Source organism: Saccharicrinis carchari (assembly GCF_900182605.1).
In the GTDB taxonomy this organism is placed as follows: Bacteria; Bacteroidota; Bacteroidia; order Bacteroidales; family Marinilabiliaceae; genus Saccharicrinis; species Saccharicrinis carchari.
This window is the reverse complement of the sequence record NZ_FXTB01000003.1, coordinates 144,191-167,909: the sequence shown is the minus strand read 5'-3', so window position 1 is coordinate 167,909 and position 23,719 is coordinate 144,191. Positions and strand designations below refer to the sequence as shown.

Annotated in this window: 22 protein-coding genes; 4 read left to right on the top strand and 18 right to left on the bottom strand. The window is 39.0% G+C overall.

From position 1 onward, the window contains the following. Window positions 1-72: 72 nt before the first annotated feature. The 4 genes from FN809_RS07395 to FN809_RS07385 form a co-directional block, all read right to left on the bottom strand. Window positions 73-1,404 (bottom strand): sigma-54-dependent transcriptional regulator, encoded by a 1,332-nt coding sequence (locus tag FN809_RS07395; protein WP_142532866.1) that lies wholly within the window; start codon window positions 1,402-1,404, stop codon window positions 73-75. A 267-nt stretch (window positions 1,405-1,671) separates the two neighbouring features. Next, complete coding sequence (locus tag FN809_RS17725) at window positions 1,672-1,827, bottom strand: hypothetical protein (RefSeq protein WP_185957490.1); 156 nt, start codon at window positions 1,825-1,827, stop codon at window positions 1,672-1,674. Between the two features lie 469 nt (window positions 1,828-2,296). Further along, entirely contained in the window at window positions 2,297-2,608 is a 312-nt protein-coding gene (locus FN809_RS07390; protein ID WP_142532865.1) for a hypothetical protein, read from the bottom strand. A gap of 363 nt (window positions 2,609-2,971) precedes the next feature. Then, a complete protein-coding gene (locus tag FN809_RS07385; protein WP_142532864.1) occupies window positions 2,972-4,183 on the bottom strand; it encodes an IS256 family transposase in 1,212 nt (403 codons plus the stop codon). Window positions 4,184-4,374: 191 nt separating this feature from the next. On the opposite strand from FN809_RS07385, the gene FN809_RS07380 reads away from it, so the two are divergent. Both FN809_RS07380 and FN809_RS07375 read left to right on the top strand, forming a co-directional pair. Further along, window positions 4,375-5,022, top strand: a complete 648-nt coding sequence (locus FN809_RS07380) for a TatD family hydrolase (RefSeq protein WP_142532863.1) — start codon at window positions 4,375-4,377, stop codon at window positions 5,020-5,022. Continuing rightward, window positions 5,023-5,736, top strand: coding sequence for a tRNA threonylcarbamoyladenosine dehydratase (locus tag FN809_RS07375; RefSeq protein WP_142532862.1), 714 nt, complete (start codon window positions 5,023-5,025; stop codon window positions 5,734-5,736). Between the two features lie 8 nt (window positions 5,737-5,744). Here the strand turns inward: FN809_RS07375 and lysA are convergent, their stop codons facing one another. The 3 genes from lysA to FN809_RS07360 all read right to left on the bottom strand — a co-directional run bounded on the left by lysA (window position 5,745) and on the right by FN809_RS07360 (window position 9,381). After that, a complete protein-coding gene (gene lysA / locus FN809_RS07370; protein WP_142532861.1) occupies window positions 5,745-6,902 on the bottom strand; it encodes a diaminopimelate decarboxylase in 1,158 nt (385 codons plus the stop codon). A 13-nt stretch (window positions 6,903-6,915) separates the two neighbouring features. Beyond that, window positions 6,916-8,226: an aspartate kinase gene (locus FN809_RS07365; RefSeq protein ID WP_142532860.1), complete on the bottom strand. Its 1,311-nt coding sequence runs from the start codon at window positions 8,224-8,226 to the stop codon at window positions 6,916-6,918. A 168-nt stretch (window positions 8,227-8,394) separates the two neighbouring features. Further along, window positions 8,395-9,381 (bottom strand): type I phosphomannose isomerase catalytic subunit, encoded by a 987-nt coding sequence (locus FN809_RS07360; RefSeq protein ID WP_142532859.1) that lies wholly within the window; start codon window positions 9,379-9,381, stop codon window positions 8,395-8,397. Window positions 9,382-9,485: 104 nt separating this feature from the next. On the opposite strand from FN809_RS07360, the gene FN809_RS07355 reads away from it, so the two are divergent. Further along, window positions 9,486-10,367, top strand: coding sequence for an NAD kinase (locus tag FN809_RS07355; protein ID WP_142532858.1), 882 nt, complete (start codon window positions 9,486-9,488; stop codon window positions 10,365-10,367). On the opposite strand, the gene FN809_RS07350 is transcribed toward FN809_RS07355, so the two are convergent. From FN809_RS07350 to dtd, 3 genes are all read right to left on the bottom strand, one after another. Beyond that, complete coding sequence (locus tag FN809_RS07350; protein WP_142532857.1) at window positions 10,364-10,684, bottom strand: protealysin inhibitor emfourin; 321 nt, start codon at window positions 10,682-10,684, stop codon at window positions 10,364-10,366. The genes FN809_RS07355 and FN809_RS07350 overlap by 4 nt on opposite strands. 80 nt (window positions 10,685-10,764) lie before the next feature. Beyond that, on the bottom strand, window positions 10,765-11,874 hold the full coding sequence (locus FN809_RS07345) for a M4 family metallopeptidase (protein ID WP_221929382.1): 1,110 nt from the start codon (window positions 11,872-11,874) through the stop codon (window positions 10,765-10,767). A gap of 64 nt (window positions 11,875-11,938) precedes the next feature. Continuing rightward, a complete protein-coding gene (gene dtd, locus FN809_RS07340) occupies window positions 11,939-12,388 on the bottom strand; it encodes a D-aminoacyl-tRNA deacylase (RefSeq protein WP_142532856.1) in 450 nt (149 codons plus the stop codon). A gap of 289 nt (window positions 12,389-12,677) precedes the next feature. On the opposite strand from dtd, the gene FN809_RS07335 reads away from it, so the two are divergent. Further along, window positions 12,678-13,652 (top strand): lipoate--protein ligase, encoded by a 975-nt coding sequence (locus tag FN809_RS07335; RefSeq protein WP_142532855.1) that lies wholly within the window; start codon window positions 12,678-12,680, stop codon window positions 13,650-13,652. Between the two features lie 5 nt (window positions 13,653-13,657). On the opposite strand, the gene uvrC is transcribed toward FN809_RS07335, so the two are convergent. The 8 genes from uvrC to FN809_RS07295 all read right to left on the bottom strand — a co-directional run bounded on the left by uvrC (window position 13,658) and on the right by FN809_RS07295 (window position 23,700). Next, on the bottom strand, window positions 13,658-15,472 hold the full coding sequence (uvrC, locus tag FN809_RS07330; protein WP_142532854.1) for an excinuclease ABC subunit UvrC: 1,815 nt from the start codon (window positions 15,470-15,472) through the stop codon (window positions 13,658-13,660). Next, complete coding sequence (gene ade, locus FN809_RS07325; protein WP_142532853.1) at window positions 15,469-17,097, bottom strand: adenine deaminase; 1,629 nt, start codon at window positions 17,095-17,097, stop codon at window positions 15,469-15,471. The genes uvrC and ade overlap by 4 nt, the downstream gene beginning before the upstream one ends. A gap of 36 nt (window positions 17,098-17,133) precedes the next feature. Beyond that, window positions 17,134-19,011, bottom strand: coding sequence for a tRNA uridine-5-carboxymethylaminomethyl(34) synthesis enzyme MnmG (gene mnmG / locus FN809_RS07320; RefSeq protein WP_142532852.1), 1,878 nt, complete (start codon window positions 19,009-19,011; stop codon window positions 17,134-17,136). A 69-nt stretch (window positions 19,012-19,080) separates the two neighbouring features. Beyond that, complete coding sequence (gene ybeY, locus FN809_RS07315; protein WP_142532851.1) at window positions 19,081-19,500, bottom strand: rRNA maturation RNase YbeY; 420 nt, start codon at window positions 19,498-19,500, stop codon at window positions 19,081-19,083. Continuing rightward, window positions 19,501-19,905 (bottom strand): ATP-binding protein, encoded by a 405-nt coding sequence (locus tag FN809_RS07310; protein ID WP_246095518.1) that lies wholly within the window; start codon window positions 19,903-19,905, stop codon window positions 19,501-19,503. Window positions 19,906-19,993: 88 nt separating this feature from the next. Then, window positions 19,994-21,190: a murein hydrolase activator EnvC family protein gene (locus FN809_RS07305; RefSeq protein ID WP_142532850.1), complete on the bottom strand. Its 1,197-nt coding sequence runs from the start codon at window positions 21,188-21,190 to the stop codon at window positions 19,994-19,996. Continuing rightward, on the bottom strand, window positions 21,135-21,968 hold the full coding sequence (locus FN809_RS07300; RefSeq protein ID WP_142532849.1) for a DUF4292 domain-containing protein: 834 nt from the start codon (window positions 21,966-21,968) through the stop codon (window positions 21,135-21,137). The genes FN809_RS07305 and FN809_RS07300 overlap by 56 nt, the downstream gene beginning before the upstream one ends. Further along, the gene (locus tag FN809_RS07295; protein ID WP_142532848.1) at window positions 21,955-23,700 is read right to left on the bottom strand and encodes a tetratricopeptide repeat protein; all 1,746 of its coding nucleotides are present in this window, start codon (window positions 23,698-23,700) and stop codon (window positions 21,955-21,957) included. The genes FN809_RS07300 and FN809_RS07295 overlap by 14 nt, the downstream gene beginning before the upstream one ends. Window positions 23,701-23,719 lie beyond the last annotated feature (19 nt).

Here is a 23,719-nt window from a genome sequence, read left to right as displayed (position 1 = left end):
ATAAGGTGCTGGTAATTTCTGACTTCCGTACGATTACGGATTTTTACTTACCAGAGAGTTCTTCGGATACATCTAGGCATCAATGCCATACTTATATATTTTGTTGTACAGCGTTTTTCGATCAATGCCAAGTATCCGGGCTGTTTTGGCTTTGTTGTACTTATTTTGTTCCAATATTTCAATGATGGTATCTTTTTCTGATTTTTCTTTAACATCGCGTAATTGAACAGGTGCCTGAGGAATTTTGGAAGGCATTTGTATTTCGGGTGGTAACTCGGCAAGGGTTATAGTATCGCCTTTGGCCAGCAATACGGCCCGGCGTATCACATTGCGTAACTCGCGTAAATTACCGGGCCACTCGTAGCTAAAAAATATATCTTCCACCTCGCTGCTCAAAAAAATATGCTCCTTTTTAAACTCCCGGGTAGCCAATTGTAAAAACCTTTTGCTGTAAAGCGGTATGTCCTCCTTACGTTCGCGCAAGGGCAGTATGTTAATGGAAAACTCGTTGAGCCTGTGGTACAGGTCTTCGCGAAACTTTCCACTTAAGGAGGAGCTGCGTAAATCTTCGTTGGTGGCCGCAATAATTCTACAGTTGATGGCATATTCCTCATTACTGCCCATACGGCGCCCTTTCCGTTCTTGAATGGCTCGAAGCAATTTCACCTGCACATCATAGCTCAGGTTACCTATTTCGTCCAAAAAAATGGTACCGTCTTTTACAGCTTCAAAATGCCCTTCTTTGTCGTCCATTGCACCGGTGAACGATCCTTTACGATGGCCAAAAAGCTCGCTGCCGGCAATATCGGTGTGTAAAGCACCACAATCGACAGCAACAAAGGGCATGGCACTTCTGTTACTTAATTCGTGAATGCGTTGCGCTACAAATTCCTTACCTACCCCACTTTCGCCCAAAACCAATACCGAGAGGTCGGTGGTGGCTATTAGTTCTACCTGCTGATCCACCTGTTCGGCAAATCGGCTTATGCCTTTTATATAATTGCTACGCGCTACCGGAGGCTTAGGTGTATCGCTTACCTTATTTGTTTTTTCGATACCCCGATTAATCACGTGCAGCAGTTCATCGGGGTTCACGGGCTTGGTAATATATTCAAAAGCCCCCAGTTTTATGGCACTAACAGCCACCCGTATATCGGAGTACGCTGTAATTAAAACCACAGGTGTTTTTTGATGGTGCTTTTTTATTACGGGAATCAAATCTAAGCCGGTACCACTATCTAACCGATAATCAGTTAAAACCAGATCGAACTTTGTTTTTCTTACACTATGTAGCGCGTTGTTAAAACTGCTGACAAAAACAGTATCAAAGCCTTTTCGTTTTAAAAAGCCTTCTATCATCAACCCAAAGGAAGTGTCGTCGTCTATAATCAGTATCTTAGCCATTCGCATAAATTACAAAAGCTCTTATAAATAAAAAAATTTCTTTGTGATGATAACGAAAATTCCTTGACATTGTTTTTTAAAACAACACAATGCTCAATAAAAAAAGGCATAAAAAAAAGCGAATCAACGTTTTGATCCGCTTTTTAGCCTAGAACTACATTTAACTATATATGGTAACAATAGTCTAGAGTTAGGGGTATCGTAATGTTGTGTGTTGTGTGTGTTGTATTGATTGATACCGGTACCCGCCGTAATGCAAAAAATATTTTATCTCATATCTTCATAAATAGTAACGCTATGCTCCCCGGCGTATGGTGTGGTAACATCTGCAAGGCTTGCTGTTTTAAGCAGCACCAATCCTATTACCAATACCAAGGAGGTAATTACTATTGCGGCAAATCTATTTATGAACGATTGATCCATCCTAAATCCTGTTTTAATTACTTGTTGTTGGATAAGTTAATAGTGAAAACTATGCCATGTTAGTATACAACAACATCATACAACACGCATCATCCACATAGCCAAGTATTTAACTTTTTTCACATGGTTTTTGTATTTGCTAATAAGATACAGGCCAGGTATAAAGTGTAGTAATTTCTCTACACTTTGTGTCCCCACTATGGGGAGGTTTTATTAAAATGTGTGGGGATAGACGGAAGATTTAATTTACGCTGGGGCGGTTTTTTTGCTTATCCTTTCATTTTTTCGGGGTCTTGCCTTGAGTCAACAATATCTGTGATGTAAATATATTCTTCGATAACCCGGTAGATTATTTTATAATGACTTACAATTAAACGATGATGTACATTATTTACCTGTTAAAAAATTCCCTACATGATTCATTTTATCGTGGAAGAGGATTCTGAAACAGTTGTGGTTCTGGGTGTGATTAACACTTACCTGAACCCTGAAAAATGGGAAGAGCGAAAGTAAAATGTACATAAACATCAAGCGCCACACTTTTTACGATGTGCCGCTTGTTGTTTTTATGCTCTTGCTGCTTATTGCACAGCCCGCTCCGCCTTAGCGGAGGTTTACAAAACCGCGCTAACAGCCGTGGTGTTTTATTTACATATCCGTGTCCACCTTCGGGGAGATTCAGGTAATTGTAGGTTAACTTTCCTTCTTTGGCCGGGTCGTACGTCATGTTGCCATTGGCATCGTAATTATATGTTCCTGGTCTTTCAACGTAATCGGCCATGCCCGGCATATCGCCGCTGGGGTGGGTTACTTTTTGCAGACGGTGATTTTTGTTGTTGTTTTGGTAGGTGTGGAACGTATGAAATTATTGAAGATAAAGGATTGATTGAGCAGGTTAAGTTAATACAAGAGTTGGACGAGAAAATAAGGACACCGTTTTTAATATTTTTGGGGAGTGTAAACTGAACTCTGTCCGATGTTTATTTTACGTTTTCAAATTAACTCATATTTTTTCGTTGAACCAATTTCTAAAAGCTTATTCAGGTAGCGATCAGGTTCTGTCAAGGGTGGCTGAGGCACGAAGCCATTTATATACCCTTGACGGGTTTTGAGAGCGACTTATCTTCGCTTTTAGTTATTGGTGCTATAGTTTAAGCTTTACTCTATCTTCGAACTTGATGGCCAACTGCTGAATTATCAAGCCCCAATTTTGGGTTTTAGACCATTTCTTTTCAATCTTTTTAGTGCTTAGGTACACAAGCTTCAAAACAGCCATCTCATTGGCAAATGCCCCTTTTGTTTTGGTGACTTTCCTAACCTGGCGGTGGTAAGCCTCGATAGGGTTTGTCGTGTAAATCAGCTTCCTGATAGGTGCCGTATATTGGAAGTAGGTGGACAGTTTGCTCCAATTGTTCTGCCAGGAAGCTATAACCACAGGATATTTCGATTGCCATTTTTCTGCCAGTTTTTCAAGTTCTATCTTTGCTTTCTCCTTAGTGTCTGCTTTATACACCAACTTCAGTTCTCTTAAAAACTCTTTCTGCTCTTTTGAGGCTATATACTTCAACGAATTCCGTATCTGATGGACAATGCAGCTTTGGACCTCTGTTCGAGGGAAAACGCTCTGTATGGCTTCGGCAAAGCCTTTTAGGTTGTCGATACTGGCGATTAGAATGTCTTCCACGCCCCGGTTATTTAAATCGGTTAAGACTTGAAGCCAGAAATTAGCACCCTCGCTTTCTGAAAAGTAAACCCCGAGTATTTGTTTTTGCCCGTTAGTATCAATGCCCAATATGTTGTTGTACAAAGCCTTGGTGGTTACCTTACCGTTCTCTTTGACCTTAATGTGCATGGCATCCAGCCATACAATGGTGTATACGGCCTCAAGAGGGCGGCTCTGCCATTCCTTTACATCAGGTATAATTTTATCCGTTATTTGGGTTAAAACCGTATGGGAGATATCAGTGTCATACATTTCTTTGATATGCTCCGAAATACTACGATAACTCATTCCTAATCCATACAGGCCAATTATCTTTTGCTCAAGGCTGTCCGCTAAAATAGTCTGGCGTTTCTTCACCAACTCCGGTTCAAAGCTACTGTGCCTGTCCTGAGGGGTTTCAATATCGAAGCTACCGGCAGAACTCTTGATGGTCTTCTTGCCTTTCCCGTTACGCTTGTTGCCTGACACCCGTTGATGCTCGTCAAGGTGAGCTTCCATTTCTGCCTCCAAGGCTTTTTCTATGAAGTTTTTTAACAGCGGTGCAAAGGCTCCATCTTTTCCAAATAACGACTGACCACTCTTGAACTGTTCCAGAGCCTTCTGCTCCATTCCTTCTAAATCTATTTTTTCCATGTCGCAAATTTAAGATTTAGACAGAGTTTAATTTACAGACTCGAGGATGGAATCGATGCAATTTAGCTGCACATAATCTTTTCTTTTCGGCGGATTTAGTAGGAGTTCTCTATTCGCAATCCACCCAACTCATTCGTTATAAAAACAACACTCACCAAGCCATCAAATCCGTTTTTTGTTATTTTTGCTTTATGTATATCGACAGCCATACACACTCCTCAACATCCGATGCTGATATTTCGGTGCTTAATTGCTATCCAAATGCTAATTTAAGTAACGTGAATCATTCCCGTTTACTTTCGTGCGGAATACATCCCTGGCATATAGAGTCAAGCAAAATACAGCATAATTTAGAGAGGATAGAACAACTTTGCCAGCAGCAAAAGATTGCAGCCATTGGGGAGTGTGGATTAGATACAAACACAGCCGATATAGATATGCAAAAACGCGTTTTTAAGCAACAGATAGCCTTATCGGAACAATACGGACTGCCTTTGATTATTCACTCGGTTAAAACACATCATCACATACTAGCATTAAAAAAACAGTTAAGGCCAAGGCAAAGGTGGATTATTCATGGATTCCATGGTGCTGTTCAAACGGCCGAACAGTTGACGGGGAAAGATATTTTTATTTCTTTTGGGAAAAATTTATTAACTCATCCGGATAAGCTTAAAAAAATATTAAGCCAGATTGACTTAAGCTTTGTGTTACTCGAAACAGACGATGAACCTATCGGGATAAAAAAAATATATGCACAAGCGGCCAAGCTATTGGATATAGAATTAGATGTTTTAAAGAAAAAAATAGAAGTAAATTTTAAACGGGTTTTTGGATAGATGGATTGGTTAGAAAGAACAGAGCTGCTTCTGGGCAAGGCACAACTTGAGGAGTTAAAATATAAAAAAGTTTTGGTGGTAGGTTTGGGTGGTGTAGGCTCCTATGCCGCCGAACAAATAGCACGAGCCGGTATTGGCAAAATGACTATTGTGGATGGCGATACAGTGAACAACAGCAACCGGAACCGTCAGTTGCCAGCACTTTACAGCACCTTGGGTCAACTAAAAGCTGAGGTGGTGAAAATGAGACTTTTAGACATTAACCCCCAACTGCAATTGACGACTATTGCTCAGTTTATAGATGAAAATGCCTTTAGCGATTTGCTAGCAGAAGGTTTTGATTATGTGTTGGATGCCATCGACACATTGTCGCCCAAAGTAGCGCTTATTTGTGAAGCCTTAGAGCGAGATATCCCTATTATTTCGTCGATGGGGGCAGGTGGTAAGTTTGACCCTTCAAAGATAGCCTTCACGGATATCTCCAACACAAAGTATTGTAACCTGGCTCGTATGGTGCGCAAACGACTGTATCAACACGGCATACGCAAGGGGGTACCCGTTATTTACTCCTCAGAAATTGTACCCAGGGAATATATTGTAAAAACGGAAGGAGAGCGTAACAAAAAAACAACGGTAGGAACCATTTCGTTTATGCCGGCTCTTTTTGGCTGTTGGGCTGCCAGTAAGGTAATCAGGGATTTAACGGGGAGGTAATTATTCATCTACTCCATCTCGTCGGAATAAATAGCTATTGGCAATGGTCGCAGGTTGTATTGATTGGCCATCACTTCGCCGTAGGCACCAGCCGATCGAATAGCTATTAAATCGCCCCTGACCGTCGCGGGCAAGCTTACCGCCTTACCAAAACAATCCGACGATTCGCAGATAGGCCCTACCACATCGTATTTATTCTCTTCGTGTTCTGAAGTCAGGTTCTCGATTTTATGGTAAGCCTGGTACAGGGCAGGGCGTATCAAGTCGCTCATACCCGCATCAATAATGGCAAAATCGGTATTTATACCTTCTTTAACGTAGAGCACTTTACTCATTAAGGTTCCGCATTGCCCCACTACCGATCGGCCCAACTCAAAGTGTACTTCTTGTCCCTTCTTCAACTCCAAAAAGTCATCAAATATTTTAAAGAAAGCTTCAAAATCAGGCATCGGATTTTCATCCGGATTTTCGTAATCGATACCCAGTCCGCCCCCTACATTTATAATGGTAGGGATGTTGCGTCGTTTTACAAAAAGCTCTTGTAGTTCGTTAATACGGGTACAAAGCATTTTGTACGAATCCAGATCGTTTATTTGCGAACCGATATGAAAATGAATACCCACAAACTTAATGTTGTCAAGCTGTTTTACTTTATCCAACACCTTTTCCAGATCCCATAGGTAAATACCAAATTTATTTTCTTCGAGTCCCGTAGTGATGTATTTGTGTGTATTGGCTTTTACGTTTGGGTTGATACGTAGTGCCACGCGTGCCGTTTTCTTCATCCTTGCCGCTATTTCGTCAATTACCTCCAGTTCGGGGATACTCTCCACGTTAAAGCAGGCAATATCGTTTTCCAGGCCGGTAATAATTTCTTTATCTGCTTTGCCCACTCCGGCAAAAACAACCTTGCTATTGGGGAAACCGGCGGCCAGCGAGGCCGACACTTCGTTACCACTCACACAATCGGCGCCAAAACCAAAGGCATTTACACGTTCCAAAATACGTTTGTTGGCATTGGCCTTTACAGCATAATGGATATGGTAATCGTACTTGTCCGCTTCTTGCTTGATTACTTTTAAGGTATTATCCAACAAGCGCATGTTATAATAGTAAAAAGGCGTTTCCACCTTATTTAATTTTTCAATAGGAAATGTATTGTACATGTACACAAATAAATTAAAACAGGTGCTTACTCAGAAGGTTAAGGGCTTCTTTTTTATACTTTTCACTAATTAACAACGACACATTTTGGTTGCTTCCGCCGTACGAAATCATCCGTATAGGTATATCCTTAAGTGCACCCAATATTTTACTGGCATAGCCCGCGTTATCGGCTACCAAATCGCCCACCACGCATATAATAACCTGCTTGGTATCCACCTCCACCAGGCCAAATTTTTTAAGATCGTCCACAATGTTGTTTAAATGGCGGCTATCGTCTATTGTTACGGATACCCCCACCTCTGAAGTGGTAATCATGTCAATGGGTGTTTTGTAGGTCTCAAATATTTCAAATACCTTACGCAAAAAACCATAGGCCAATAACATACGTCCCGACTTTATTTTAATGGCCGTGATATTGTCTTTGGCCGCAACGGCCTCAATTTTATTTTTTTCCTGATAGTGTGAAATTAAAGTGCCCGGCGCATCCGGTTTCATGGTGTTTAACAGCCTTACCGGGATATTAGCCAGTTTAGCGGGTAAAACGCTGGTTGGGTGCAGTATTTTAGCACCAAAGTAAGCCAGCTCGGCTGCCTCGTCGAAGGATAGCTTGGCAATAGAACGGGTGTTTTCAACAAAACGCGGATCGTTATTGTGCATCCCGTCAATATCGGTCCATATTTGTATTTCGGTGGCACCAATGGCGGCACCTATAAGGCTGGCGGTATAGTCACTGCCACCGCGCTGTAAATTGTCTACTTCGCCAAAGGCATTACGGCAAATATAGCCCTGCACCACATAAATAGCATAGTCCGAATTTTGCTTAAATGCTTTGCTACAGTTATCTTTTATATAATCCAGGTCGGGTTCGTTCTGTTTATTTATGCGCATAAAATCCAGTGCGTTAAATAGCACAGAATTCTCTCCTTTTTCGGCTAAAAAATAATGAAACATAGCGGTGGAAATCAGCTCGCCTTGTGCAAGAATAGCTTTCTCCTCATAGGCCGTAAACATATCGATGGTAAAAGAGCGTATATAGTTAAAATGAGATTCAATAAGCTCCCTGCCCTTTCTCCTGAACTCATCTGAACTGTAGAGAGCCTCAATCTCCTGATTGTATTTATGCTCTAAACGGTTAATGAGCGCATTGGCTCCCTCGTTATCCTTTTTATACAGGCAGTTGGCAATATCCACCAAACAATTGGTGGTACCCGACATGGCCGACAACACAACAATATTTTGCTCACCATTGCATACCAGGTTGGCTACTTCTTTTATTCTGGCGGCCGTACCCACCGAGGTACCGCCAAATTTTAATACTTTCATCGTAATGTTAAATATCAGAGACCCTCAATAATAGCATACTACAATTAAACAGCCCAATTTATAGCAGACAAAATTAAAACATTCTTTTTAAAATATGATAGAAGTTGTGTTTTACAACAAAAAAAGCCCGATGTGTTAAATCGGGCTATAGAATAGGAACTATGTGATTTATTTTTGATTAACGTACACCTCCAATAATTTCACCTCACCTTTGGGTTCAATAGTAACCGTATCAATAGCTGCCGGAATCAGTATGGTTTCGCCTTTTGCTATCGTTTCCTTTTCTGCATTTCCACAAGTTATTGTAGCGCTTCCGCCTACACACATATACACCACAAACGAGTTAAGCACATAAACATCGCGTACATATGTTTTATTCAGATCGAGTATATTGGTTTCAAAGAATTGGCAAGTGGCCAGGTTTACGGCTTTATTTTTATCTTCGGGGTAGCTTACTTTTTCGTTGGTGTCCTTGTAATCAATGGCATCAAGAGCCAGGTCGGTATGCAGCTCGCGCGTGTTTCCGGCGCTATCCGTACGGTCGTAATCGTAAATACGGTAGGTAACATCTGAAGTCTGCTGAATCTCGGCCAACAGTACACCCGCTCCAATGGCATGCACATCCCCTGCAGGGATAAAGAAGGTATCGCCCTCAGCTACCTGGTGCGATTTTAACAAGGACATGATTTTTCCATTGTTCAGTGCCTCCAGATATTCCTCCTTATTGGTTTCTTTTACAAAACCGGAAATAAGCTGACTATTGGGTTCGGCTTGCAACACATACCACATCTCGGTTTTGCCATAGGCATTGTGGCGTTCTTTCGAAAGGGCATCGTCGGGATGTACCTGAATAGAAAGGTGATCGTTGGCATCAATAAATTTAAACAAAAGCGGAAACTCGTTACCAAAGCGCTTGTAAACCGGTTCGCCAACTAATTCGTCCATATATATTTCAATAATTTCTTGCAGGCTGTTACCGGCCAAAAAACCATTTGCTACAACAGATACATCTCCCTCTACGCCCGACAACTCCCAGGATTCACCTATATTATTCAGCTCGCTTTTTTTATTCAATACATTTTTAAGCTTCTCGCCACCCCATATTTTATCTTTTAATATGGGTGTAAATTTTATTGGATACAATGGTGTACTCATAATTTCGCATATAAATTAAAAACTACAAATTAACAAAAAAATATCGTATTTGCGTAGCTTACATAGTGTAAGTACATTTGTGGCAACAAATGATATAAAGTACCATGAGGATAGCCATTTTTGGGAAACAGTTTTCCGTATCTTTTAGAAGCAGCTGCAGCAACCTGTTCAGGAAATTGAATCAGCACGATACAGAAATCATCATCTACAAGCCATTTTACGATTACTTAATGGGGCATATTGACGTTAAACCCCAGGTGAATGGTTTTTTTGAATCGTCGGAAGAGCTGGTAGATATTGACCTTTTCATTAGTATCGGAGGCGATGGCACCATGTTAAAAGCGGTAACTTTTGTGCGCGACTCCGGCATACCCATTGTAGGCATCAACAGCGGCAGACTGGGTTTTTTGGCCGATATAGCTAAAGAATCCATCGACAGTGCCATCGACAGTATCTTTAAAGGCGATTACACCTATAGCTCCCTTGATCTGCTTCAAGTAAATACACCCAACAATCCGTTTGGTGATATGAATTTTGCACTCAACGAACTGGCGGTGCATAGGCGCGATACAGCTTCGATGATTAGCATACATACTTACATCGATAACGAGTTTTTAAACTCCTATTTTGCCGACGGACTTATTGTGGCCACAGCGGTGGGTTCTACCGCCTACTCGCTCAGTGTGGGTGGACCAATAATTCATCCCAAATCAAAAAGTTTGATTATCAGTCCGATTTCGTCCCACAATCTTACGGTACGCCCTATAGTGGTCCCTAACGATATGAATATAACACTAAAGGTGGAAGGAAGGGCTGACAAGTTTCTGGTCACCCTCGATTCGCGCAGTCGTATTGTTGATCAGGGCTATGAACTTAACATACGTAAAGCCGATTTTTGTGTCAACGTAATTGATCTGCCGGGCATCAATTTTAACTCTACCCTCCGCAACAAGCTAATGTGGGGTGCCGATAAACGCAATTATTAGCTTTTTTTCCAAAGGGCCAGCTGGAGTAAATAATTTATTAAGGGCAAAAAATCGGTAGGCACGGTGTTATCGGAAAAGCTAAACTGCTTTTCTACCGTGTCGCATTTAACACGAATTAAATAGTCAAACTGATCGCGAATAGCACTATTTTCATTTTTAATATTTTTCAGGTTGCAGATATCTGATTCTACCATTAGCTTGTCCAGTCTATCCCTATCCTTTTTGGCCAACTCAACACTGGATACCTGAACACTTAAAGGTATTCCGGTGAAACCTCCGCTGCGTTCGAAAAATATTGTATAAGGCTGGTTCATCATTGTAAATTTTTTTTGTGATTCGTTAATTAAGTCTCTATTGGGTAATGCTTGTTGTTACGTACGGTTATTTTATTGCCATTCTAATCGCCAAATATCCTTGTACCACAACCTTTGCGTTCTTCTAATTTTATAGGTAAGCCCACTTCTTCCCATGCCTCTTTTACGGCTTTTTGTTCCATGCTGTCTTCGCCGTACAATTGCACCGCCACTTCGTAGGTCATGTTTGCGGCATGTTCAAAGTTAGCATCCGCTGTCAATTTATCTTTTAAAGTATTGTACCATATGAGGCCGGCTTTTTCCCAGGCATAGCCCCCCATTTTTGTTGCCGCAAGATAAAAGGCTTTGTTGGGTATGCCCGAATTGATATGTACCCCACCCCTATCGCGTGTGGTTACCACAAAGTCGTTCATGTGTCCTGGTTGCGGGTCTTTGCCTATCACGGGATCGTTATAGGCAGTACCCGGGTTTTTCATGGAACGTATGCCTACACCATTTACATTAGCTGTAAAAAGTCCCTCACCAATAATCCAATCCGCTTCATTGGCTTTTTGATTGTTAAGGCGTTGCTTTACCAAGGATCCAAATACATCCGAAAAGGATTCGTTCAGTGCACCCGCTTGATCCTTGTAAACCAAATTGGCTTCGTATTGAGTTACACCATGTGTTAATTCATGTCCAATAATATCTATGGCTATTGTAAAGCGGTTAAACAATCTATCGGCCTCGGGTAAATCTTCATCACCCTCGCCATACACCATTTGTGCTCCGTTCCAGAAAGCATTATCGTAGCCCTTTAAATAGCGTACCGTTGATATTAAATCCATTCCTTTATCGTCGATAGACGTACGGCCATACACCAGCTCGTACAAATCGTAAGTATGCCCTGCACCTTCGTAGGCCTCATCCACCTGTGCATCCCCTGTTGTGGAATCTCCTTCTTTTCGGGCCAACTCACCGGGCAGCACATTGGTATTTTGGGCATCGTAAATCAAACGATTTTTTGCACCCGCTGTAGCCTGCGATTTTAAGGTAACATCGGCAATGGACTGACGCTGACCCCGCATTTGACCGGCCAGCGCTATGGTATGCTTGGCTTTTTCTTTTTGTTCAACCGTTCCGGATTCAATAATTCTCTCGAGCATGTACGGCGGAATGGCACAGAAAACAGGATGAAATAGATTATTGCACATAACTTGTTAATTTTAACGTTTGTAAATGTATAAGTTACACAATAATAACGATAGAGGCAATATTTCATTTTTTTGAAGAATCAATGATTATGGTAACCGGTCCATCGTTAGTGAGTGACACCTGCATATGAGCGCCAAATTCACCTGTTTTAACCGGCTTGTTAAGCATCTGTTCCATTTGCTTAACAAACGATTGGTAAAGAGGAAGGGCCAGCTCAGGTTGAGCAGCTTGAATATAGGAAGGACGATTGCCCTTTTTTGTATTGGCCTGCAAGGTAAACTGACTTACCACTATCATTTCTCCATTTACATCCAACAAGGAACGATTCATTTTACCTTCTTCGTCATCAAAAATTCGAAGATTCACAATCTTTTTACAAAGCCATTCTATGTCGTCCTGCTCATCACTTTGGCTTATGCCTACTAAAACCACCAAACCATTTTTGATGGATGCTGTTGTTGTATTAGTAATTTTAACCGATGCCTCAATAACTCTTTGAACCACAACTTTCATAATCGATCATAAATTTATTTATTTTTAATTTTTTGAGTAGGCCTTAATCTACGCAAAAACATACTTTCTGATACTATAATTAAATTATACTTGTTGATTTACGTAAAAATAAGATATTTTGCAAAAAATTGTACAGATCAAGGATTTTTTGTAATCCTAATATTTTAAATTAATTCACTTATAATATACACGATAACTTATACTTATGATGTTTATTTAAACATTATATTTAACTTTTAAGGCATCTACAATCTAATATTTATATCATTCATACATTAGGTACAGCTACATGAAAATTATACTTAGTAAAAATACCGACCCTTACACCAATTTAGCCACCGAAGAAGTATTACTTAAAAATTTCACGGACGACATCGTTTTTCTTTACATCAATTCGAAAAGTATTATAATTGGAAAACATCAAAACGCCCTTGCCGAAATAAATTACAAAATAGTTACCGAGAACAATATTCCCGTGCTAAGAAGATTATCAGGCGGTGGAACAGTTTTTCATGATCCGGGTAATATAAACTATTGTTTTATCACTTCCGGTGCCAAAGGCGAACTTGTTAATTTTGACAAATATATGACCCCTATCGTAAATTTTTTAAATAGCATAGATGTAAATGCTAAATTGGGTGGCCGACACGATATACTTATCGAAGGAAGTAAAATTAGTGGTAATGCTTGTCATGTATTTAAGTCGCGGGTGATGCATCACGGTACGCTATTATTCAACAGTCAGTTAAGCACCCTGACCAGTGCATTAAAAAACGATCCGATTAAATTCAAAGACAAAGCGGTGAAATCGATCCGAAGTAAAGTAAGCAACATACAGGAGCATCTGAACCAGAAAATTAGCGTTGAAAATTTTATTTCACAATTGTCGGAATACATCATTAGCCATAATAACTGTGAACCTTACGAGTTAAACAATAATGATTATACCCTAATAGATGATTTAGTAAAAACAAAGTTCAGTACCTGGGAATGGAATTACGGATATAGTCCTAAATATGAATTTAAAAAGCGCATAAAAGCCACATCAGGTCGTCGCTATGAGATACGATTGAAAGTAATTAAAGGGCAGATTGTAGAAGTTAAAATTAATTCCAATGCCAGGCATAAAGATAAGCTAAACGATTTGCAACAAAGCATTACCAATTGCTTACACCAAAGAGATGCAATAAAAGAAAACACCAACGATGTGTTTAATGATTGGGATGAATTAAGCCAAGAGGAGTTCTTGCTGGCACTGTTTTAAATTATTCAGGTAGCGTGGAAATAATCCCACACTATCCGTGCCTTGGCTTTTCCGATTAAGTTTTCCATATCGTTTACCGCCAGTTTTTTTATTTGTTCAACGGACTTAAACTCTTCTAGCAGTGCATTAGAAGTTTTTTCTCCAATTCCTTTAATGGCATTTAACTCTGATTTTACAAAGTCTTTAGAACGCTGGTTGCGATGGAAAGTGATGCCAAAACGATGTGCTTCGTTACGGGCGTATTGAATAATCTTTAAAGTCTCAGAATTTTTGTCGAGATACAAGGGCACCGGATCGTTGGGAAAAAATATTTCTTCCAGTCTTTTGGCTATACCTATCACGGCCACCTCATCCTCAATATTGAGTTTCCTTAATATTTTAACCGCCGCACTCAATTGTCCTTTGCCACCATCGATGATAATTAAATTAGGTAAGGAGTCGCCTTCGTTAATTAAACGAGCATACCTACGTTCCAATATTTCCTCCATACTGGCGAAATCATCGGGTCCCACAACTGTTTTAATATTAAAATGTCTGTAATCTTTTTTACTGGGTTTGGCATTTTTAAACACCACACAAGCAGCCACCGGATAGTTGCCTTGAATATTTGAATTGTCGAAGCACTCGATATGTCTGGGTTTAGCCTTTAACTGGAGATCCTTTTGCATGGTGCTTAAAATTCTGTCTTCACGTGTTTCTTTATTACGGATAGATTGTTGTTTTAATTTTTCCAGGCGATAATATTTTACATTGCGTTCTGAGAGTTCCAACAACTTCTTCTTCTCCCCCATTTTTGGTATTACAAATTTTACCGATTCAAATTCCGTATCCGGCTTAAGCGGAACAATAACTTCACGTGCCGTACTATGTAACCTTTCGCGTATTTCTCCAATGGCCAGGGAGAGTAATTCCGGTAAGGATTCATTTAATTTCTTTTTAAACTCAATGGTATGTGCCTGTATAATTGCACCATTTGCCACCTTTAAAAAATTAACATAGGCCGAATTTTCATCATCAATAATGGAATATACATCCACATTATTTATGCTGGAACTTACCACAGCTGATTTACTTTGATAGGAATTTAACTGCTTTAACTTTTGTTTTATTTCCTCTGCTTCCTCAAACTTAAAATCGGCAGCATACGTATGCATTACTTCCTTTAAATGGCGGATAACAGCGTGAATATTTCCCTTTAATATATTTTTTATTGCATCAATGTTCTTTAGGTACGAATCCTCATCATACAGGCCAACACACGGCCCCTTACAATTACCCAGATGATATTCCAGACAAACCTTGTATTTGCCTTCCGCTATTTTATGCGGAGCCAGATTTAGTTTACAGTTTCGTAAGGGGTAGGTTGACTTAAACAAATCGAGTAAGGTACGCACCATAGCCACCGAAGTATAAGGCCCATAATAAATACTTCCATCCTTAATTACATTTCGAGTGGCAAAAACACGAGGAAAATGTTCATTTTTAACCACGATCCAGGGAAAGGATTTATCGTCCTTGAGCAGAACATTATAGCGCGGTTGGTATTTTTTTATGAGGTTATTTTCGAGCAGCAAGGCATCTTCCTCCGTATGTACCACTATATGCTCTATGTTAGCAATATTACGTACTAAGAGAGCTGTTTTACCATTATCCGGCTTACCAACAAAGTAAGAAGAAACGCGTTTTTTTAAGTTTTTTGCTTTACCTACATATATGATTTTACCGTCTTTGTTGTAATATTGGTAAACCCCTGGATCGTCCGGTAAAACTGCTATTTTATCTTTCAGGTAGGCCCAGTTGGGATTAATCGATTTTTTCATTCCACATACAAATTTGTGAATGAAAAGGTATCGACATCAAACAACCCTTTATCCCCAATTTTAAGTTGAGGGATAACCAATAAGCTCATAAACGAGAGTGTCATAAATGGAGCCTGTAAGCGAGATCCCATCTGCTGTGCCTTTTTATTTAATTTCTGATATGTCCTGGCCACTTCATCCCCTGCTTTAGCCGTCATTAACCCGGCAACCTCAAGCGGCAAACAATCCGCATCCGTTCCGGCTGAATACGCAATACCCCCTTTGTGCGTAATTATTTGATTTAAGGCCTTAACTATATCCTCATCCCTTACTCCTACTGCAATCAAATTATGACTGTCGTGAGCCACACTACACGCAATAGCACCCTCTTTCAAGCCGATATTATTTATAAAACCCAGCACCGGTGGTGATTGTTTATATCTGTTTAAAACAACAATTTTGAGCACATCGTCCTTTGTATTCGATGCGATATAACCATCCGTATTTGTAGGAGCATAATGCTTCTCCTTTGTAAAAAGATCCCCTTCCGCCGCCTCAATAACTCTAATTTTTTTTCCTGATTTATAAGGTACTTTTATAAGATCTGCATTAATTGGCTTAATATTAAAATTGTTAATGGGCGCTGATAAGGGCACGTCAAACATTAATTTTTCCTCGCCAAATACCTTTACACCGTCTATATATGTTTCCAGCACTTTAAAATTTGTGAGGGTATCCACAACAATAAAATCGGCAGGATCGCCTTCTCGTAACATCCCCACCGGTAAATTATAATGCACAATTGGTTTTAATATAGCTGCTCTTAAAAGCTTAAACAGGTCGATTCCTTTAGCCAATCCGAGGCGGATAATTTTATCAATATGCCCTTTGTTTATTATCTCGTCGGGATGCGAATCATCGGTACACAACATGATATCATCGGGCTGTGTATTGAACAGTGGCCACAATGCCTCAAAATTTTTAGCTGCACTCCCCTCTCTAATCTGAACCGTTATACCATTCTTTATCTTATCCAAGGCTTCCTGAACCGTCATACACTCATGGTCGCTGCTTATTCCAGCCGCGGCATATTTTTTTAACTCCTCACCTACTACCCCCGGGGCATGACCATCAATTCTTTTCCCGGCCTTGTGTGCCGATTTAATCTTTCGCCACACCTCGTTATCCCTGTTAATTACACCCGGAAAATTCATCATTTCGGAAAGGAACCAAATATCTTCTCTTTGAAGTAAGTTATCTACCTCCTCCGCATTAATAAGCCCCCCGCTGGTTTCGAAAGCCGTTGCCGGAACACAAGAAGGCGCTCCAAAAAAGCATTTAAGCGGGGTATGCCTGGCATCCTCAATCATATAATCCACTCCATCCACTCCCATAACATTGGCAATTTCGTGAGGATCCGTCACAACCGCAACCGTTCCACGTGGAACAACAAGCTTGGAAAACTGACTGGGTGTAAGCATCGAACTTTCGATATGTACATGGCTATCTACCAAACCCGGCAGAATATAATTGGTAAACTCTTTATCAGCATGCTCAATTTTTTTAATCTTTCCAGAGTCAATAACAAGTATTCCGTTGTAAATTTTATTGTTGACGATATCAACTATCTTTCCTTGAATACGCATATTATTTTTGTTTTTGTTCCACGTGGAACAGTGTTTTTATCTACCCATTAATACCAGTAGCACATTTATATCGCTAGGGCTTACGCCGGAAATTCGACTGGCCTGCCCTATTGTTTTTGGTTCTACTTTTTTCAATTTTTGTCGCGCCTCAGTAGATAATGAATATATACTGGCATAATCAAATCGTCCTTCTATATTTAATTCTTCCAGTCGTGTCATTTTATCCGCCATTAGCTTTTCACGATTAATATATCCTTTGTACTTGATAGAGATTTCGGCACATTCCATAATCTCCTGTCTGCGCAATGCCGGAATTGCATCACAATGTTTTTTTAAAGGTTCAATTACCGCTATCAAACCGGAGAGATTAACTTGTGGTCGTAAAAGCACATCTTTAAGTTTTACTGATTGCTTTAAACCTGAGGATCCCACACTTTGGAGATAATCGTTTATATATTTTGGTTTAATGCTAAATGATTCTAAAAAACCAATTAGCTCTTCTTTATAATGGATTTTCTCCTTTAGCAAATCTAACCGATCCTCTTTAGCCAAACCTATATCAAAACTTTTTTGTGTTAATCGGATATCGGCATCATCCTGTCGAAGTAAAATTCTGAACTCAGCACGTGAGGTAAACATCCGATAAGGCTCATCTACACCTTTGGTAACCAAATCATCGATTAAAACTCCAATGTAAGCTTCATCTCTCCGCAGCACAAAATCGGCTTTATCATTTAATTGCTGATGTGCATTTATGCCCGCTATAATACCTTGTGCCCCCGCCTCCTCATATCCTGTGGTACCATTAATTTGTCCGGCAAAATATAAATTAGATACGAACTTAGTTTGCAAAGTATGATGCAATTGTGTAGGAGCAAAAAAATCATACTCGATTGCATAGCCCGGTCTGAACATCTTCGCCTTTTCAAGTCCCGGTATTTTTTCCAAGGCCTTTACTTGTACTTCCATTGGTAAGGAGCTGCTAAAGCCATTCAGATAATACTCAATAGTAGTTTCCCCTTCCGGCTCAAGATGTAATTGATGTGCCTCCTTATCGGCAAAGGTTACAATTTTAGTTTCGATGCTGGGACAGTACCTCGGCCCAAGGCTTTGTATAGTTCCGTCGTATAAAGGAGATTGATGTAATCCATGCCGGAGTTCATCATGCACATTTTCGTTGGTATACGTAAGCCAGCAGCTTTTTTGCTTTAAAGTGGATTTCTCGTGCGGGAGAAAAGAAAACTTATAAAAGGTATCGTCTCCCTCCTGCTTTTCGCATTTACTAAAATCAATGGTTCTTCCGTCAATACGAGCAGGCGTACCTGTTTTCATTCTATCGGTAGTGAAACCCATTTCCATCATTTTTTTGGTTAAACCATAGGAACTTGGTTCGCTAATCCTACCCCCCTCCATCTGTACCTTGCCTACATGCATTAAGCCGTTTAAGAATGTTCCGTTTGTAAGTATTAAGGCCTTACATTTGAATTCCACGCCGAGTTGTGTAACAACTGATGTAACCTGGTTACCATCAAAATTAATATCCACGACGGTATCCTGCCAAAAAAACAAGTTTTCTGTTTGTTCCAATATGCTACGCCACTGTGCCGAAAATATCATTCTATCGCATTGCGCTCTGGGACTCCACATGGCAGGACCCTTAGATCGGTTTAGTAAACGGAACTGGATGGAAGACCGATCGGTTACAATACCAGTAAAGCCTCCCAATGCATCAATTTCGCGTACTATCTGACCTTTAGCAATTCCACCAATTGCCGGATTACAGCTCATTTGTGCAATTTTATTCATATCCATTGTAATTAACAATGTACGTGAACCCAGGTTGGCAGCCGCTGCCGCGGCTTCGCAACCCGCATGCCCTGCCCCAACCACAATTATATCGTAGTTAAACTCCATATAAATTTAAATTAGGAAATTATAAAGTAAAGTTCGAAAACCCTACCCTAACAAAAAACGCAAAATTAATTAAATTGTTTTAAGCAGTGCCAAGGCTTCCTCTTCCTTTTGTCGCATTATTGCTGCTTGTTGAGGAGTTTTATCTTTGAAGCCCATTAAATGAAGTATTCCGTGTATTATTACTCGGTATAACTCTTGTTTAAAAGTAGTATTATAATCATCAGCGTTATTCCTTACAGTATCGAGACTAATAAAAATATCGCCACTAATATAACTGTCAATACAATAATCGAAGGTAATAATATCGGTGTAGTAATTATGCTGCAGGTAAGCCTTATTAATTTTTAAAATGTACGCGTCAGAACAAAAAATAAAGGATATTTCTTTTGCGACCCACCCATCATTCGCTAAAAGCTGAATAATCCATCTATCAATTAAGTCTTTATTTAACTTAATATCCTTAATATCTTCAAAACTGTAATTGATCACTTATAATAAAAATGTGAGCTGAACTTTACTTCCGTCGTTTTCAAAATTAATTTTGTCGGCCAAGTGGTTCATTAAAAATACACCCCTACCATGCGTTTTTTCCACATTTTCGGGTAAAGTAGGATCCGGTACAGAAGTAAAATCAAAACCGCTTCCCTCATCGGTAATAATAAACTGCAATTCTTTATCAGAAATTTTATATTCCAGTTGTACATTTTTATTAGCATCCAATTTATTACCGTGTACAATGGCGTTATTCACCCCCTCAACTACAGCCAACAGCAACTTACCATAAACATCAGCATGTATATCATACTGTTCGGAGATATCGTCGATTAGCTTTTCAACTAAACTGATATTTTTTATATCGGAATTAATTACTATTTTTTCTGCTGCTAAATCCATATGTTTTGAAGTATTTTACCTACTGCTTATACTATTAATAAATAAAATAGTTACCCAAATGTAAAAAAAATTTCTAAAACTATTCGTCCTATTTTTTTAACCACTCGAGTGGGTTGGTTTTTTTATTCTCTTCCCAGATTTCAAAATGTAATATACCATTCTTATCCTTGCTCCCGGCAAAAACTTGGCCAATACTTTGCTTGCTTTTTACGAGTTGCCCTGATTTTACATTTACGGTAGCCAAATTAGCGTATACCGTTAAAAATTTACCATGCCTAACAATAACCGCTTTATTGTACCCCGGGATAGCAATCACGCGGCTTACAGTACCCTCATATACACTTTTAACGGTACTTTCTTTAGCTGCTGTAATATCTATCCCATTGTTCTTCACTTTTACGCCCTTTAAAACCGCGTGATTATGTTCACCAAACTGACTTGTTACTACCCCATTATCCACCGGCCATATTAAATTTCCCTTTGCACTTAAAAAATTAGAAAACGCATAATTCGTTTCCTTGGATGCCTTGGCAATTGCCCTTTCAATAACCAACTCTAACTCTTTACTTGCTTTCTCTTTTTTTGCTATTTCCCGTTTTAACCATTTCTCATCCTTTTTAAGATTTTGTACATACAAAGATTTTTTGCTTACGGTATTTTTTAAATCTTCTATCTCTTTCAGTAAGGATTCATAGGCCATTCTATTGCGTTGTAATACCTTCTCGTTTTCAACCACAATACTGTCGAGTTCCGTTTTGGTATCCATTAACACCAGCCCTTGCTTTTTACGATACGAGGCATACTGTTTCATTAAATTAAATCTACGGTACGCCTCCGAGAAGGACTTGGCACTAAATACAATCATAAATTCATTATAATTTGAATTGACTTGCTTATTTGTTTCAACTATTAATTTATGATACGATTCCTTTAAGGCTTTTAGCTCCTTTGTTAAAGTTTCAATTGAAGCCTTATTCTTTTTAATCACCTCATTAGAAATATCAATCTGTTCTTTAAAAGAAGCAATCACCTTATTTTGCGCCTTAATTTGTGCATTGACTACCGCTAACTCTTCCAGAAAACTTTGACGCGTATTGCCCTTCTTTACCAGCAATTTTTTAGCATTACTAATTTCCTGTTCGTATTGCTGCCTTTTATTTTTAAGTGATTCTATATCCTGAGTTTGTGCTCCCAGCACAGCACATATAAAAATTAACCCCAGCGCAATTTTATAAACTTTTAATTTTATATGCTGATGGTATTTTAAAATGTAAGCTGCCTCCATCGTTTATCTCCAAGTAATTAATGTTTAAATCTACCATAAACTTTTTATCCGATTGTATAGCGGTAAATTTAATCTGTTCGGGAAATTGGGTTGTTCCAAAATTCTTAAATTTAGAATAACGGATGTCTATTGATTGTTGCTTGCTAAAGTCATTAATATACACATTAAAAATTCTAAACAAATCGGGATATATATACATTTCGTGTAGTATAAAATCCTGTTTCCCCCTACCCATCAACCTATCCAATCTGTTCTCCTTTAATGATTTAAAAACATAGCTATTTTTATCGATATAATGCTTGTACTTTTTTAATTCATCGTACTTATCCTCTACCGACGGATACACGAAAATACTGTTACTAATTATCGCCTGTATAGTATAGAAATCAAGTTCAACACCAAATTTTTTATTAAAATACGCATAATTACTTTTCGTAGCAACTTTGCTGTGTTTATCCAGAATAATCACCTCCGTAGGTGTTAGTCGCGCCCTAACCAATTCTATTCCCATCAGTGCAAAGATTGACACAACAATTTGGCTGTCTCGTTGCACGACAAAGCTTCCCCGAAAGCTTTTTTTATTATCCCCCTCATTTAGCGTAAATTGAATCTTTTTTAAATATAACTTATTGTACGCTAATTCGTTCAAAATTAACTGATTTCGAAGCCGTGCATCCGTGATACTAGTGGCTGCTCCACCCGTTAGCATTTCGCTGCTTTTACACGAAAATAATGCTATCGTAATTAAAAATAAAAGCCCTATATTATTCCTCCACATACTTTTTTAACTCAATTTTTTTAGGAATTAAAGGCGAAGTATTACCCATTTCAATCGATTTTTTCCATTGCTTTACGGCACCTTCAATATCATTATTTTTATATAAAATATCTCCATAGTGCTCCACAATTACTTCGCTCTCATTTCCTCCATTATCTATTGCCCTTTCAATAATATACTTAGCTTCAAAATAACGGCCACGTTTAAACAAAACCCACGCATAGGTGTCTAAGTAGGTTGCATTACCCGGTTCCAAAGCTATTGATTTAGAAATCATCTTTTCGGCCTTTTCCAAATCCTTACTTTCCAGGGACAAGTAGTAGCTATAATTGTTTAACACTACCACGTTATTTTCGTCTATTTTTAAGGCCTTTTCGTAGTTATCAAAAGCCTCTTCCTTATTTCCTAAACTATGTTGTACATCACCCAAATATGCATACATTTGCCCTTTTAACGCCGGATTCTTATCAACATACTGCAAGCCCTTTAATAAGGCATTTTTGGCCTTATCATAATCTTCCTTTTGTATTGCCCCCATGGCATAAAACAGCGAAAATAAAGGCTCATCCGGAAACAAAATTAAGGCCTCAGAAGCATCCGCATACAACATGTCAAATTTACCCAAATCTATTTCCAGAAAAAACATATCCTGCCAAACACCCCGATTATCGGGATCGTGCGTCAACGCCTTTTTATATTGCTCCAAGGCTTTTGCTTTATTATTGTTATTTTGTAAATAATTGGCATAATAAAGGTAGCTTCGGGCGTCGTCGGAATGAATCCTGGTAAGTCGGGCAAACAGCGCTTGGATAGCAGCAGTATCCTTATAAGTTGTAAACTGCTTACCCATCAGTATAGGCAGTAATCTTTGAATTTTTACTTCTATCTCGAGTTCCTTATCTTCTAAACCCTGCGCAAAATTATTAAAAAAAGCGAGTGTATCCTTCTGCTGTAATTTAACGTTGGCAATAGAAAAATAACCCAAACCATTAGCCGGATCGATGGATAAAATTCTTCGATAGCTTTGCTCCGCTTTATTGTACTCTTTGTTATACAGGTAAAGATCGCCCATAAAACCGTAATATCTAGGTTCAAAAGGGTTCTCTTCAATCAGTTTTTCTATTTCCTTATGCGCCAAGCCCTGCTTACCCATTTCTAAGTAAATTTTCTCCTTTTCGATAGAGATAACTTCATTAATACCGATACTTTTTTCGAGACGGTTGTAGGCATCAATTGCTTTGTTAAACTGTTTATTGGTATAATATAATTGTGCCAACACATAATTATATTCATCACTTTCGGGAAAACGCTTAGTTAACCCTTCATAAACAGCTATCGCGCTTTCGTAATCTTTATTTTGTTGATACAAATCGCCAAGAAGAATTTGATACCACTTGTTATCGGGGGCGAGGCGCACGGAATTACTGAGTAGCTGCTGCGCCGCAGGGTAATTTTGTTCGGCTATGGCTATATTAGCCAATTCATAAAAACAAGTAGCGCTTAAGGAATCAATCTTTAAACATTCCACAAAATAATTTTTTGCTTTGTTTAGCTCTCCCTTCATCTTTACCCTTTGCCCTTCAAAAAAGAAATAATCGAATTTTCTTTTATTTTCTTCGGTTAATACACTAACTATTCTTGTCTCCTTACTCTTTTTGCTTACAACATTTTTTTGGCTATTGCATCCACATAAAGCAACTATAATGAGTAATGTTAATAACAAATTCTTCATTTAATATACCGTATTTAAT